Annotated in this window: 12 protein-coding genes; 6 read left to right on the forward strand and 6 right to left on the reverse strand. The window is 36.4% G+C overall.

Going from position 1 to position 14,372, the window contains the following annotated elements:
- Window positions 1–125: 125 nt before the first annotated feature.
- The gene (locus AC2A07_RS03660; RefSeq protein WP_484049258.1) at window positions 126–1,493 is read left to right on the forward strand and encodes a PQQ-dependent sugar dehydrogenase; all 1,368 of its coding nucleotides are present in this window, start codon (window positions 126–128) and stop codon (window positions 1,491–1,493) included.
- Between the two features lie 72 nt (window positions 1,494–1,565).
- Here the strand turns inward: AC2A07_RS03660 and hemN are convergent, their stop codons facing one another.
- The 3 genes from hemN to AC2A07_RS03675 form a co-directional block, all read right to left on the reverse strand.
- On the reverse strand, window positions 1,566–2,924 hold the full coding sequence (gene hemN, locus AC2A07_RS03665) for an oxygen-independent coproporphyrinogen III oxidase (protein WP_484049259.1): 1,359 nt from the start codon (window positions 2,922–2,924) through the stop codon (window positions 1,566–1,568).
- 429 nt (window positions 2,925–3,353) lie between these two features.
- A complete protein-coding gene (locus AC2A07_RS03670) occupies window positions 3,354–4,382 on the reverse strand; it encodes a WD40/YVTN/BNR-like repeat-containing protein (protein WP_484049260.1) in 1,029 nt (342 codons plus the stop codon).
- Window positions 4,383–4,431: 49 nt separating this feature from the next.
- A complete protein-coding gene (locus AC2A07_RS03675) occupies window positions 4,432–6,075 on the reverse strand; it encodes an APC family permease (protein ID WP_484049261.1) in 1,644 nt (547 codons plus the stop codon).
- 165 nt (window positions 6,076–6,240) lie between these two features.
- Between AC2A07_RS03675 and pnuC the strand changes: the two genes are divergently transcribed.
- From pnuC to AC2A07_RS03700, 5 genes are all read left to right on the forward strand, one after another.
- Complete coding sequence (gene pnuC / locus AC2A07_RS03680; RefSeq protein WP_484049262.1) at window positions 6,241–6,909, forward strand: nicotinamide riboside transporter PnuC; 669 nt, start codon at window positions 6,241–6,243, stop codon at window positions 6,907–6,909.
- A gap of 5 nt (window positions 6,910–6,914) precedes the next feature.
- Window positions 6,915–7,535, forward strand: a complete 621-nt coding sequence (locus AC2A07_RS03685; RefSeq protein WP_484049263.1) for a hypothetical protein — start codon at window positions 6,915–6,917, stop codon at window positions 7,533–7,535.
- A gap of 105 nt (window positions 7,536–7,640) precedes the next feature.
- The gene (dapF, locus tag AC2A07_RS03690) at window positions 7,641–8,411 is read left to right on the forward strand and encodes a diaminopimelate epimerase (RefSeq protein ID WP_484049264.1); all 771 of its coding nucleotides are present in this window, start codon (window positions 7,641–7,643) and stop codon (window positions 8,409–8,411) included.
- A gap of 33 nt (window positions 8,412–8,444) precedes the next feature.
- Window positions 8,445–9,470 (forward strand): endolytic transglycosylase MltG, encoded by a 1,026-nt coding sequence (gene mltG, locus AC2A07_RS03695; RefSeq protein WP_484049265.1) that lies wholly within the window; start codon window positions 8,445–8,447, stop codon window positions 9,468–9,470.
- A gap of 166 nt (window positions 9,471–9,636) precedes the next feature.
- Entirely contained in the window at window positions 9,637–12,144 is a 2,508-nt protein-coding gene (locus AC2A07_RS03700; protein WP_484049398.1) for a TonB-dependent receptor domain-containing protein, read from the forward strand.
- Window positions 12,145–12,235: 91 nt separating this feature from the next.
- Here the strand turns inward: AC2A07_RS03700 and AC2A07_RS03705 are convergent, their stop codons facing one another.
- From AC2A07_RS03705 to AC2A07_RS03715, 3 genes are read right to left on the reverse strand one after another with little or no spacing between them, the layout of a single operon-like run.
- Window positions 12,236–12,670, reverse strand: a complete 435-nt coding sequence (locus tag AC2A07_RS03705) for an adenylyltransferase/cytidyltransferase family protein (protein ID WP_264749466.1) — start codon at window positions 12,668–12,670, stop codon at window positions 12,236–12,238.
- A gap of 27 nt (window positions 12,671–12,697) precedes the next feature.
- Window positions 12,698–13,720, reverse strand: coding sequence for a UDP-glucose 4-epimerase GalE (gene galE, locus AC2A07_RS03710; RefSeq protein WP_484049266.1), 1,023 nt, complete (start codon window positions 13,718–13,720; stop codon window positions 12,698–12,700).
- Window positions 13,721–13,753: 33 nt separating this feature from the next.
- Window positions 13,754–14,353 carry a transposase gene (locus tag AC2A07_RS03715; RefSeq protein ID WP_484049267.1) on the reverse strand — a complete coding sequence of 200 codons (600 nt, stop codon included), beginning with the start codon at window positions 14,351–14,353 and terminating at the stop codon, window positions 13,754–13,756.
- Window positions 14,354–14,372: the final 19 nt, after the last annotated feature.

The following is a 14,372-nucleotide window of genomic DNA, read 5'->3' on the forward strand; positions in this document are numbered from 1 at the left end:
AGATATATCGGGATTATCTGTGCTATTGAGATGCTGCAATCCCTCTTATATTTTTTAAAGCCTTTTTCAATTCTCTTTTGGTACGAAATTTTCATTTAGCATAATACACTATATATCAAAATATTATGAAAAAAATACTACTTTCCGCAGCTTTATTGTCTGCAATATCATTCAATGCGCAGAATTTTGCACTGACTCAATTTGCAACAGGTTTTTCCAATCCTGTGGAAATCACTAATGCTAATGATTCCCGTTTATTTGTTGTACAGCAAAACGGAATCATCAAAATTGTGCAGCCTAATGGCACGGTCAATGCAGCCGATTTTTTAAATATCAGTTCAAAAGTGAATTTTGGAGGAGAGAGGGGGCTTCTGGGTTTAGCATTTCATCCCCAATATGCAACCAATGGATACTTTTTTGTTTATTATAACAATACCGCAGGTAATATTATTGTTGCCAGATATTCTGTAAGTACCACCAATCCAAATGTAGCGAATGATACCACTGAGAAAATTATTTTAAATATTCCAAAGCCTTTTGATAACCATAACGGCGGAAGTATGCATTTTGCTACGGACGGTAATTTATGGGTGGTCACCGGAGATGGAGGAAATGGTGGTGACCCTAATAACAACGCTCAGAATAAAAATTCTTTATTAGGTAAAATGTTGAGAATTGATATTAATGCTACAGGTCCGTATAATATTCCGGCAGGCAATCCTTTTGCAGGAGCAGGCGTGGATGGTGCTGACGAAATATGGTCCTACGGTTTACGAAATGCATGGAAATTTTCATTTGACCGGACTGCAGGAAACGTTATGATTGCTGATGTGGGTCAGGGTCTCATTGAGGAAATCAACAGAATGCCAGCAGCAACTCCGGGAATTAATTACGGATGGCGCTGTTATGAGGGCAATGATCCTTATAACAATAGTGGATGTCCTTTGCCAGCCAGTATGACTTTCCCAATTTCGGTGTATGATCATTCCGGTGGTAAATGTTCTGTCACAGGAGGCTACGTTTACCGCGGAACAGCTTCACCAGGTCTTCAGGGTAAATATTTTTTTGCAGATTACTGCTCTGCACAGATCGGAACTTTAGACAGCAACAATACCATTACCTGGACACCTGCATTTACCGGGAATAATTTTTCGACGTTTGGAGAAGATAATCAGAAAGAATTATATGTTGCTGCAGTCAACAATGGAACTATTTATAAGATCACTACATCAACTTTAGGAATTCAGGAAAATATTTTTAACGATCTTAGAATTCATCCAAATCCTGCGCATGAAAGAGTTTTTGTAGAGGGGCTGCAGACAGGATATGCTAAAGTTGAACTGATCAGTACTGAAGGAAAGAAAGTAATCGACAGCATCAAACTTGACAGTGAAAACAGCTTTGATGTGACAGGAATTACACCTGGTGTCTATTATATCAACATAAAATCAGGAGACCTGAAGGAGCATACTCAAAAATTAATTATCAAGTAAAACACTGGGCGAAACCTAATAACCATTATTTTTAAGAAAACAAGCGATTCTCCTCTGAATCGCTTGTTTATATTATATAGTCATTGAAAAAATTCTGGTTTCCGGTTTATTCCTCATCATTCTCAGATCAAAAACCATGGCAACATTCCTGGTGAAAGCCCTGCCCTTTTCAGTAATTTTTATCTGATGATCATGAATTTCAACCAATTCATCTTTTTCCATTTCTTTAAGCATCTGTAAAGCGTTTTCCAGCTCTGGGAAAGCATTCTGTATATCAAAACTCGTTTCAAGCTGACACATTAAGTTTAAGATATGCCTCCGTATCGTCAGGTCTTCTTCACTCAGAATGTGTCCCTTCACCACAGGAATGATCCCTTCTTCCACTGTTTTCTGATATTCTTCCACCGTTTTTACATTTTGGGCAAATGCATACCATGAATCTGAAATTGAAGACATCCCCAGACCAACCATCAATTGGGTTTTGCTGGAAGTGTATCCCATAAAATTACGATGCAGTTTTTTATGAATCAAAGACTGGTATAAATCATCATGCTCCAGTGAAAAATGATCCATTCCCACTTCAATGTATCCCAGATCTTCCAGCAGCTGTTTCCCGTCTTCATATAAACGTCGCTTTTCTTCACCGCTCGGAAGATCATTTTCATCAAAACCACGCTGCCCTACTCCTTTGACCCATGGGACATGCGCATAAGAATAAAATGCCAGACGATCCGGTTTCAATTCTAAAGTTTTACGGATGGTATATTCCATAGCATCCCAATGTTGGTGGGGAAGTCCGAAAACAAGATCATGACTGATTCCGGTGTAGCCGATTTCACGAGCCATTTCAGTAACCTCTTTTACTTTCTCGAACGGCTGGATTCTGTTAATTGCTTTCTGTACCTTAAGATCATAGTCCTGAACTCCAAAACTGGCTCTCCTGAATCCTAAATCATACAGGGTCTGCAGATGTTCTCTCGTTGTATTGTTCGGGTGTCCTTCAAAAGAAAACTCCTGATGTTCGGCAATTTCTACGGTTGAAAAAATGCCTTCTAATAAAGTTTTTAAATTCTGCGGAGAAAAAAAAGTAGGCGTTCCACCTCCCAGATGGATTTCCTTCAATTTGGGTTTCTCATCAAATAACTGAAGATATAATTTCCATTCTTTCAAAACACTTTCCAGATAGGGAACTTCTACACTGTGTTGTTTGGTAATGCGCTTATGACAGGCACAAAATGTACACAATGCCTCACAGAAAGGCAAATGAATATAAATAGAAATTCCTTCTTCTGAATTTGTTTCACGAAAAGATCTGATAACCGTCTCTTTCCATTTTTCAGCGGAAAAAGTACTTTCATCCCAATAAGGTACTGTGGGATAAGAAGTGTAACGCGGTCCGGGAATATTATATTTATCGATTAAAGAACTCATTAAAATTTTAAATTTTCAGGGAAATCCTAAAGTGAATTCCACCCTGCAAAATTAGCTATAACTTACGAATTTTAAATCATGAATTATATTAGGCTTTATCTATCATCTTTATTTTGTAATCAGTCTAAATACTTCTTCCGCAAATTTTTTCCCAAGATCAATATTTCCTGCGCTGCTATAATGCTCTAAAGAGTTATGAATGCTATATTGTTATACATAGTGGTAACGTCATCATAATTTATTGTACCATAATAGTCTTTTACGGCAAAATCAATATTTTTTATATTTTCTCCATAGCTTGTATGGTAAAAATACCTGTCATATGAACCATATCCCAATTATCCGTAGCTGCATACTTCAGAATTTTTACGTTTTTCTTGGTTTTAACAAAACTGATATTACTATTTTCTAAAATATTCATCAGTGAAGTTAAAAATTCAATTTCATAAGAGAAATTCTGTCCTTACCTGCCAGAACCATGGTATTTCCATCAATCCATTCACAGACGTAAAATCCTTTTTCACCCGATAATTTCTTCCAGGTTTTTCCGAAATCTGAAGAATAGCTGATGTGTTGATCACCCACAGCAATGATCTCCTTTCCTTTTGATCCGGGTTTTATTCTGACACAGGTCATGTATCCGGCATTTTGTCCTGAAGCCTGAATCTGCCAGGTGTCTCCACCATCTTTGGTTGTTGCAATATTGTTGATATTGGCATCCTGTTTTGTATAATCCCCTCCTGCCGCAATCCCAAATTTGTCCTCGTAAAAATCAATAGAATAAATTCCCTGAGAACTTGTTCCCTGAACAAAAGGTAATTCAAAAATCTTCGTGTCTGAATTTTCTATCCTTATAATCCTGGATGTTTTACCACCTGTGGCAATCCATATCTTTTTTTTATAAGACGCAATATTGGTATTACTTGCAGCAAATGCTGCTTCGCCCTCATTGAGTTTAAGAGATCCGAGATCTGAAGAATTCAGTTTATACTGTACTATTCCTGCATCATTGGGTAATAGCCATGCAAGTTTTAAACTGAGACTTTCATCAGGATCACTGAAAGCTACTCCAAGATCGTTATTAACGAAATGAAGTGCATCATAAAACGCAGTCTTAACGGTATCAGTAAATACAACCTCATGCGTAAGGTTTCTTTTATCAATTTTAAAAAAATAGGCCGGACTTTCAATATTAATGGCGTAAAATGATTTTTTATCCTGTCCTAAAGTTCTGAACTGGAGTTTCTTCTCTGAAAGTATTATCTGCTTCTGATCTTCAGGATTTTTAAGATCCACATATCCGAATTTTGAATCGGTTCCACTGTACCAGACTTTGCTGTCCCATATTTCGAGAGCTCTGATACTTATTTTATCATTTAATAAGGTTTTAAAACTTACATCTTGCGCAGACAAAAAAGTGCAGAAGAATAATAACAGGACAGATACTTTATTTTTCATAACAATCAAATGTAATCAAAAAAAATTCCGCAAAAAGCGGAATTTAAATTTAGTCTTTATTATCAATATTAATATCAACGTCTTCTAGAGGTTTCTGTTCGGCACTGAACGTTTCACCATAACCGCCATTCTGCAGTTTTGAATGTTTTTTACTGTAAAGGAAATAGATAATAAATCCGATAATCAGCCATCCGAAAGAATACATCTGCGCTTCTTTGCTGAGGTTGAAAATCAGGTAAATATTGATAGCAATTCCCAGACAAGCAATGACCGGTAAAGCAGGAACCCTGAAACTTCTCTCCAATTTCGGTTCTTTAATTCTCAACACCCATACTGCTACACAAACCATCGTAAAGGCAAATAAAGTTCCGAAACTTGTCATATGTGCCAGATCATTGATTGGGGTAAGCGAAGCAATGACTGCAATCACACCGCCCAGAATCATCAAATTCTTTGTCGGCACTCCTGTCACTGTATTTACTTTTGAAAAAGTAGCTGGAATCAATCCGTCTTTAGACATTCCCAGGAAAATCCTTGACTGTCCCATTATCATAACCATAAGAACGGAAATTAAACCTACCGTAGCAGCAATCGTAATGATATAACCAGCCCAAGCCTGCCCTGCGATATCAAATGCATACGCAACGGGAGCTTTGATCGCATCCGGATATTTACCAAGAGGATTAAAATCAGTATAATGCATCATTCCCGTTAACACCAATGATACCAGAATATACAATACAGTACAGGTTACCAACGATGTAATAATGGCAAAAGGCACATCTTTTTTAGGATTAATCGCTTCTCCTGCCTGCGTAGAAACAGCATCGAAACCTACATAAGCAAAGAAAATTGCAGATGCTCCGGCGACAATTCCGGCAACACCATATGCTTTATGGGAGACTCCGTTTTCTGTAATCGTTGTGGCTTCCGGTATAAAAGGAGTCCAGTTGGCAGTATCTATAAAAAACAATCCTGCAATAATCACAAAAATAATTGCAGACACTTTTAAAATGACAATGAAATTATTTGCTTTCGCTGCACCTTTTGTTCCTCTTACTAAAATTGAAATAACAAACAATACAATGACTAAAGCCGGAAGGTTTAAAAATAACTTCATATCAAAAAGCTCCGGAGCTGCATTAAAATTGGCAACAGTTTCCTGAAATGTCTGTAATTTATCGACAGACAGTTTCCCATCAGCGATCTGTTTTGTTGCCTCTCCGAAAGCTTTATGGGCGGTTCCAGGATCTGTAGTCATCCAATAAGGCAAATGTAAACCAAACATTTTGAGGAGTTTTGCAAAATAACCTGACCAGGATACGGCGACCGTCATCGATCCCATAGCATATTCCAGAATCAAACCCCATCCGATGATCCATGCAAAAATTTCTCCTACCGTTCCGTAAGCATACGCATATGCTGAACCTTCTACTGGAAGTATGGAAGCAAACTCAGCATAACACAAAGCTGCAAACACGCACGCAATACCTGCAATGACAAAAGAAAGTGCAAGTGCAGGACCTGCATTATAATATGCACCTGTTCCTGTAAGTACAAAAATCCCTCCTCCTATAATAGCTCCGATTCCGATAGCAGTAAGGCTCCATTTCCCCAGAACACGCTTCAGCTGGCTCTTTTGGATATCAGCTTCATACGCACTCATTGGTTTCTTAACCCAAATTTTAGACATATTTTTTTTATTTATTAAAGATTTACGAAAATATAAAAATTTTAATGATATTAACATTTATTAATAAAAAATCGTGATTTAATTTACATTTAAAAATATAAAAAACTGATTAACACTTGTTTTAAACATATTAATCTGACTGTTTTTTTACTTATTTTTGAAGTCATGAATCTATATGATCTTTTTATAAAACCGTACGAAACCTATACGGTTTTACAGATTTTTCTGGAAGCATCGGGAACTTTTTTCGGAATTCTGAGCGTATTCTTTTCCATTAAAAAAAATATCTGGGTTTATCCTACCGGGATTATTTCAACTGTTATTTATGTATATCTTCTTTTTATTGCAGGTCTGTTGGGTGATTGCATGATTAACGTATATTACTCAATAATGAGTATATACGGCTGGGTTTTATGGCGAAAACATTCTGATGACAGTATTCACGTAGAAGTTTCCCGGGCTACAAAGAAAGAGTGGCTGATTGCTTTAATGCTGTTTCTGTTCAGTGTCATTTTAGTACTGATCATTTATTATTACAAACCTTATCTGGATAATCAATTGACTTCAGAAAATATACAGTACGGTTTCCATCATCTGGATTGGGCTAACTGGATGGATATTTTGACCACTTCCGTATTTTTAGTCGGAATGTGGCTGATGGCGAAAAGACGTATTGAGAATTGGATCTTCTGGATCATTGGAGATTTGATTTCCATTCCGATGTACATTTATAAAGGCTATGGAATTACTTCGGTACAGTATTTGGTTTTTAGTATTATGGCTGCCATTGGCTACATTCAGTGGAAGAAGAATTATCAACAAAACAATATGTAAGAGAGATGAAAAATTTAATAAAAATAACATTTACAGTATTGGTTGCTCTCAGTTTAACTTCTTGTATGTCCTATAATAACGGATATGCTGAAACGTACGGAGATCCTTACTATAACGACGGATATTACTATGCTCCTCAGGGATATTATAATACAGGAGGATATTATGGTAATGACGGTTATTACTACAGAAATGATATGAGATATTATTATGATAATGGTACCCCTTATTATTATGGAAATAACAGAACAAGAGTATATGTAGAAAAAAGAACCTCAACGCAGAGACCAAATAACGGATTCAGAGATACACCGACTAACAATGGAGGTAACTATACCAATCCGAGAAATGGCAACAGCGTTAGAGGTAATAACGGTTTCAGAGGTTCACAAAACAGTAACGGTACTTATACCAATCCGAGAAACAACAATAACAGCAGCTCTCCGAGAGGTAACAGCGGTTTCAGAAATTCAGGAAATGTGAACAGTAACGGACAGAGATCTCAACAGCCTAGTACACCGAGATCTAACAGTAACAGCGGTTTCAGAAACAGTACGCCAAGTACTCAAAGTACAACACCTTCAACACCGCAGAACAATTCTCCGAGATCAGGAGGATTCAGATAATAATTATTCTAAATAACTGAACGGACAGCAATCGCTGTTCGTTTTTAGTTTTTATTATAGTAGTTTTGCACGTTAGTTTTTTATAAAAAAATAGGTAAAAAAAGTATGGAATTTTACAAATATCAGGGAACAGGAAACGACTTTGTGATGATTGATAACCGGTCTGGAGAATGGAATCATCTTTCTGTTGAAAATATTCAGAAACTTTGTGACCGTCGTTTTGGAATAGGGGCAGATGGGCTGATTAAAATAAATACAGCAGAAGGGGTGGATTTTGAAGTTGATTATTACAATTCTGACGGCTCTAAAAGCTTTTGTGGAAACGGAGCCCGCTGTTCGGTAGCTTTTGCTCATTTTCTGTCGGTTTTTAAAGATGATAAAACAGTATTTACTGCTATTGACGGAATCCATGAAGCTGAGATCAGCGGAGATATTGTAAAGTTAAAAATGAGCGATGTAGAAACAATTTCAACTGACGGTAATGATGCAGTTCTGGATACCGGCTCTCCCCATTACGTAAAATATGTAGATGATATTGCTACCTTCAATGTTTTCGAAGCAGGAAAAAACATCAGGAATTCTGAAAACTATCGGGAAAAAGGTATTAATGTAAATTTTGTTGAAAATATATCTGAAGATGAAATTTTCGTAAGAACCTATGAAAGAGGTGTTGAGGATGAAACTTTCAGTTGCGGAACAGGAGTTACGGCTTCTGCTTTAACTTTTCTGCAAAATAACAATCTAACTTCCATAAAAGTTAAAACATTGGGCGGCGATCTTAAGGTGTATGCAGAAAAAAGCGGAAATGCATTCCGTGAAATCTGGCTTGAAGGTCCTGCAAAACAGGTTTTCTATGGTAAGGTAGATCCAGTTTAATAACAGCAAAAACTTTTAATCAATTCATCTGTAATGAAAAAAGCTATTCTCATTATCATACTCATTATTCTTGCTGCGGCAGGATTTTTTGGTTTTAAATTTTATAAGAAATATTACGGTAACAATGTACAGAAAGAGGGTTATGTTTTAATTCCGCACGGTGCAGAATTTAAACAGATTTTAGATTCAGTTGCCCCATTTGTCCATAACAGGGAGTCTTTCACTGATGTTGCTAAAGATAAAACAATGGATCAGCATTTTAAACCGGGCCGTTACCATTTCAGAAAAGGAGCCAGTAATTCAGAGCTTGTCAATATGATCAAAGCCGGAAACCAGACTGAAAACTCATTCAGAATCGGAGATTTCGGAGATATTTACCAGATGGTGGGAAGAGTTTCAAAGAAAACAGAACTTGATTCGCTTAGATTTGTTAATGATCTGAATACCATTGCAACAGAGAAAGGATATAACAATGCCGAAGATTTAAAAAAATATTTTTTTATTGATACCTATAATTTTTTCTGGACGGTAACTCCGAAAGAATTTTTCAAAAAATTTGAAGATCAGTATATCCAGTTCTGGACTGCGGACAGAATAAAGCAAGAAAAAAAATCAGGATTGTCAAGGGATCAGGTTTATTCACTGGCATCCATTGTTTATAAGGAGTCCGGAGGTAAACCGGATGAAATGAAAACAATCGCAGGACTGTACCTAAACCGTTATAAAAAAGGAATGAAGCTTCAGTCTGATCCTACAGTGATTTATGCGATGAACAAAAAAACGAATTTTAAAGAGCCTATTAAAAGAGTCTTTTACAAACATCTGACAACCCCATCCCCCTATAATACTTACGCAAACGCAGGAATTCCTCCGGGGCCGATCTGCGTGGTTGATAAAAATTCTGTGGATGCGGTGCTGAATGCGGAAAATAACCCATATATATTTATGTGTGCAGATCCTGCAAGAATGGGTTATCATAAATTTACAGCCAGCGCAGAGCAGCATATTATTAATGCCAAGGCATATCAGGACTGGCTAAATTCTAAAAATATCAAATAATAAATATTTTTAACTAAAATTTAACAATTTATCAATTAACATATCATCATAATAAACGACCTATCTATTAAAAATAATAAACAAATTGTGAAAACATGTTGAATAAGCATTTTTTAATTTCGTAATAATAAATGTTTATTTTATGATTTCATCTAAAGAATATCTTATGAATCAGACGGAAATAATCAGCATGATTACAAAGAAAACCCTGGGTTTAACCTTTGTATTATCTGCAGCAGCTTTTGCCTTCGGACAGGAAAAAGTAGGAATAACAGGAACGATCGTAGACAAAAGCAATCAGCCTGTACCCTACGCCTCCGTAACCTTTAGCCACAAAGAAAATAAACTCTTCAGTGACGCGACACTTACTGATGAAAAAGGACAGTATCAACTGGAACTTACTCCCGGAAACTATGATATTTCTGTCGAAGCAATCGATTTCAAAAAGAGTGTGGTTAATAAGCAGATTGCTGCAGCAGGAAATATAGGGGCTTTGTCTATAGAGGCTGAAACTTCTCCTACCAATCTAAAAACTCAGGATATTCAGGGAGTAACTATTACAGTTGCTACCAAGCCTTATAAAGTAGAACTGGATAAAAGAACCTATGATCCTTCTCAGGATATTGTCAGTAAAGGAGGAAATCTTCAGGATGTACTTTCCAATGTCCCTTCCGTTTCAGTAGACACTGACGGTACGGTATCCATGAGAGGAAGTTCCAATGTAAGATTTCTGATCAACGGAAAGCCTTCTGCCCTTCTTGGAATTGATGATGGTGCCAACGCTTTGCAGAGTATTCCTGCTGATCAGATTGAAAGAATAGAAGTGATTACCAATCCGTCTTCAAAATTTGAGGCTAGCGGAACGGCAGGTATCTTAAATATTATCTTAAAGAAATCAAAGAAAACCGGTTTTAACGGAAGTGTTATCGGAACTTTGGGATATCTTCCCCAGACAAACTTAAATACCAACCTAAGCTGGAGAAAAGGCAACCTTACATGGTTCCTAAACGGTGGCGGCGGCTACAGAGAATCAAAGAATACCAACAGAAACAATGCAAGGTTCTTTAATGCTGTTCTGGATGCTGACAGAACTTCAACCGATCAGGAATCAATCACCAACAGCAATAACAGTAATTACAATGCTTCTACAGGAATTGTGTATGACGTTTCTGATAAAACCTCAATTAATGCTTCAGCAACGGTAAGAACTTTTGAAAGTGAGAATATCGGCGATATCACCTATGATTACCGTTTTTTAAGAGATCCCAATTCATTTGTAAGAAGGATGAATACCGGATCAAATGACAATCTTGCCTTTCAGGGGGATTTCGGTATTGATCATAAATTTGATGACAAAGGACAAAATTTATCTGTGTCGGTGAGCTTGCAGAGCAACAGATCCTATAACAATACTGATGTCAATCAAACGGAAAATAATGCTTTTAACTTACAGAATGTGATTGAGCAGACCACCAAAAACAAAACTTTAGTTGGTAAGGCTGATTACGAACTTCCTCTTGGTGAAAATTCACGAATTGAAGCCGGTTATCGTTTAGATATCAATCAGAACGTTTATGATAACGATGTTTTAGAAAGAACGATCAGTAATCCGGAATTTCATTTCCTGAATAATTTTACTTACAATGCATACTACAGGGAAATTTTCAATGCCGGATATGTACAGTTTAAAAGTAAGATTGGTAATTTAGGTTATCAGGTAGGACTTAGAAATGAATATTCTCAGGTTGATATTAAGTATTCAAATTTAGACTACTATACTGACAATATTAACAGCAAGAAAACTTATAATAATTTATTCCCATCTGTATTTTTAAGTTATGAAATCGCAAAAGACAATCAGTTCTTAGTGAATTACTCCAGAAGAATTGACAGACCGAGATCTTTCTTTTTGATTCCGAACCCGAGCTATACGGACAACCAGAATATTTTTGACGGAAACATAGATCTAAATCCTTCATATGTTGACTCTTACGAGTTCGGATACAGTATTTCAAAAGGAAAATTTACGGTAAACCCGACTCTTTATTATAGACATTCAACTGATGATGTAAAAATGCTGGTGTACTCGGATATTTTCGGAGCTTTTCATACCAAGCCTGTCAATTTGGGAACCGATGACCGTTACGGTTTAGATCTTAATTTTAATTGGGACGCTACCAAATGGTTGAAATTTTTAGGAAATGTTGATTTATTCGGATATAAAACAACCGGAATTTCCAACGCTCCTGAATTATTAGGTAAACCTTTGTCTTTTGAAGGAAATGGTTTCTCAACAAGAGCTAGGCTAACCTCTACGTTCAAGGTTGATAAAACCTTTAGTTTTCAGTTACAGGGATTCTACAGAGGTGCCCAGAAAGCGGTAAACCAGACCAGAAACGATATGTATGCATTAAATTTCGGTGCCTCAAAAACAATCTGGGATGGGAACGGAACGGTAAGTTTCAATATTCAGGATATCTTCAACACCCGTGCGATGAGAAGTACTACCAATACCGCAGATTTCAGCAGAGATTCTTATATGCAGTGGCAGCCAAGACAGTTTGCGGTATCCCTGACCTACAGATTCAAACAGGGTGAAAAAATAGAACAGCCGAAAAGAAAGAAAGATGTAAATTCTAACGCGACAGGAGACGACCAACAGGCTCCGATGTAGATGATGAATGATGAATGATGAATGATGAATATGGAAGTTAGACAAATCCCATAAATAAAAAAGTCCCGAAAATTAAATTTTCGGGACTTTTTTATTTAAGTTTTGCCATTTCTGCTTCGTAGATTCTTTTCCGTAAATCACTTGACGAAAAACGATGATCTCTTTTATTGTAAAAGATCTCAATCCCTTTTTCTTCACAGTATTTTTTACCGGTAAAATCTCTGTCCATGTAATCGTCTCCAATGATTCTTACATCTATAACAAAAGATTTTAAAATATCTTCAAGGTCTTCTTCTGTATAATACGGGATGATCTCATCGACTGCATTGACTGCTCTTAACTGTATATATCTCTCAACAATCGTCTGGGTCGGTTTATTTTTAGTAGGTCTGTCATGTGAAGGATCGATCTGCAATCCAACGATCAGGTAATCACAAACTGTTTTAGCTTCTTCAAGCATTTTGATGTGACCTGCATGTAATAAGTCAAATGAGGAAAATGTAATTCCTATTCTGTCGGTTTTCATATATAATTATAGGTGTAAATAATTAAACTAATTTTTTCTGGATTCCAAATACTTCTGCCAATTCCATACCGTTTTCAATGCTTCTTCTAATGAAGTTTCAGATTTCCAGCTAAGCTCTTTTTCAGCTTTGTCAGCATTCGCATAAGCTACCGTAATATCACCCTCCCTCCTGTCGCAAATTTGATATGGTACTTTAACATCATTGGCTGTTTCAAAAGCCTGTACCACTTCCAAAACGGATGAGCCTTTTCCGGTTCCTAAATTATAGGTATCAATGACGGTCTCTTCTGATTTATTATTCATCAGGCTCTGTAAGGCAGCGACATGCGCTTTTGCCAAATCGACAACATAAATATAATCCCGTACTGCAGTTCCATCTTCGGTCGGGTAATCATTCCCCCAAATACTCAGTTTCTCTCGAATTCCTGCTGCTGTCTGCATGACGTAAGGTACAAGATTATTGGGAACCCCTATAGGCAATTCGCCCAACAAAGATGATGGATGCGCTCCGATCGGATTAAAATATCTTAATAGACAGATCTTACTTTTATAAGCGTGAGCAAAATCTTTCAGAATCTCTTCGCCCATCTGTTTGGTCTTTCCATAAACACTTTCAGGCATTTTTAACGGAGTATTCTCATCGATCGGCATTTCATCCGCCTGTCCATAAACTGTACAGGATGAACTGAAAATAAAATTAGAAATATTTCTTGATTTAAATTCCTGGAGAATATTAATTAACGAAAACAAATTATTTTCATAATAATCAACCGGTTTTTCCTGGCTTTCACCGACAGCCTTAAAAGCAGCAAAGTTGATGCATCCTTCAATATTATGTGCATCAAAAACCTGATTGAGAAGCTCCTTTCTTTTTAGATCGAAAGGATAAAAAATGGGGCGTCTCCCCGTAATTTCCTCAATATTGTTTAATATAAATTTTTCAGAATTGGATAAATCATCTACAATAACCACTTCATAGTGATTATTGATCAGTTCTACCACTGTGTGGGAACCGATATATCCAAGTCCGCCTGTTACAAGTATTGCCATTGTTTGAGTCGTGTGTAGTTAGTTATTACTTTGTCAAAGTTGTAAACCTTTGACAAAGTTTGTATTCAAATTTAAATCTTTATTCTGATGACATTCAATAAAATTTCTGCGGTCATCAAATAACTCCAAAACTTTATCTCGCTGAATATAAGTTTCAGAATTAGAGATTACTGCCAGATAGGAAGAATATCTGTAATCCTGAAAATCATGAGGATTCTGATGAATGTAAATAATTAAATTTCTTAAGTATTCCTCGGAGTCAACTAAAATTCTTTTAAAAGGCGATTCGAAAACGGGTCCGGATCTTTGGTACACTTTATTAAATGATTGTGTATAGCTGCTCATTAATTTACCTAGTGCTTTGCTGTAAAAACACGGTTCAGAATGCAGACCTCTTTTTTTAAAGTTGGCATCATGACCTACTTCGGATTTAACTTTCAGTAAAAAATGAAAATGATTCGGCATCAGACAGTAGGCATAGATTTCGAAATGAGGAATTATATAGATTTTGACTTTTCGAAGGAAAAAATTATAATTTTCATTGTTCAAAAAAGCCAATCCAGAATTAACTCCTCGATTAAAAATATGATAAAATCTGTCTGGCTCTAAATGATTTTCTCTTATTCTCATCATTCATCGTTTTAAACTTTGG

This window comes from Chryseobacterium sp. HNCC26DJ238 (genome assembly GCF_057180465.1).

What these genes read in the sequence shown, in the direction of transcription:
- AC2A07_RS03715 (WP_484049267.1), bottom strand. Translation starts at nt 14,353, where the DNA reads ATGATGAGAATAAGAGAAAATCATTTAGAGCCAGACAGATTTTATCAT.
- AC2A07_RS03670 (WP_484049260.1), bottom strand. Translation starts at nt 4,382, where the DNA reads ATGAAAAATAAAGTATCTGTCCTGTTATTATTCTTCTGCACTTTTTTG.
- AC2A07_RS03675 (WP_484049261.1), bottom strand. Translation starts at nt 6,075, where the DNA reads ATGTCTAAAATTTGGGTTAAGAAACCAATGAGTGCGTATGAAGCTGAT.
- mltG (WP_484049265.1), top strand. Translation starts at nt 8,445, where the DNA reads ATGAAAAAAGCTATTCTCATTATCATACTCATTATTCTTGCTGCGGCA.
- AC2A07_RS03660 (WP_484049258.1), top strand. Translation starts at nt 126, where the DNA reads ATGAAAAAAATACTACTTTCCGCAGCTTTATTGTCTGCAATATCATTC.
- AC2A07_RS03705 (WP_264749466.1), bottom strand. Translation starts at nt 12,670, where the DNA reads ATGAAAACCGACAGAATAGGAATTACATTTTCCTCATTTGACTTATTA.
- AC2A07_RS03685 (WP_484049263.1), top strand. Translation starts at nt 6,915, where the DNA reads ATGAAAAATTTAATAAAAATAACATTTACAGTATTGGTTGCTCTCAGT.
- pnuC (WP_484049262.1), top strand. Translation starts at nt 6,241, where the DNA reads ATGAATCTATATGATCTTTTTATAAAACCGTACGAAACCTATACGGTT.
- hemN (WP_484049259.1), bottom strand. Translation starts at nt 2,924, where the DNA reads ATGAGTTCTTTAATCGATAAATATAATATTCCCGGACCGCGTTACACT.
- galE (WP_484049266.1), bottom strand. Translation starts at nt 13,720, where the DNA reads ATGGCAATACTTGTAACAGGCGGACTTGGATATATCGGTTCCCACACA.
- dapF (WP_484049264.1), top strand. Translation starts at nt 7,641, where the DNA reads ATGGAATTTTACAAATATCAGGGAACAGGAAACGACTTTGTGATGATT.
- AC2A07_RS03700 (WP_484049398.1), top strand. Translation starts at nt 9,637, where the DNA reads ATGAATCAGACGGAAATAATCAGCATGATTACAAAGAAAACCCTGGGT.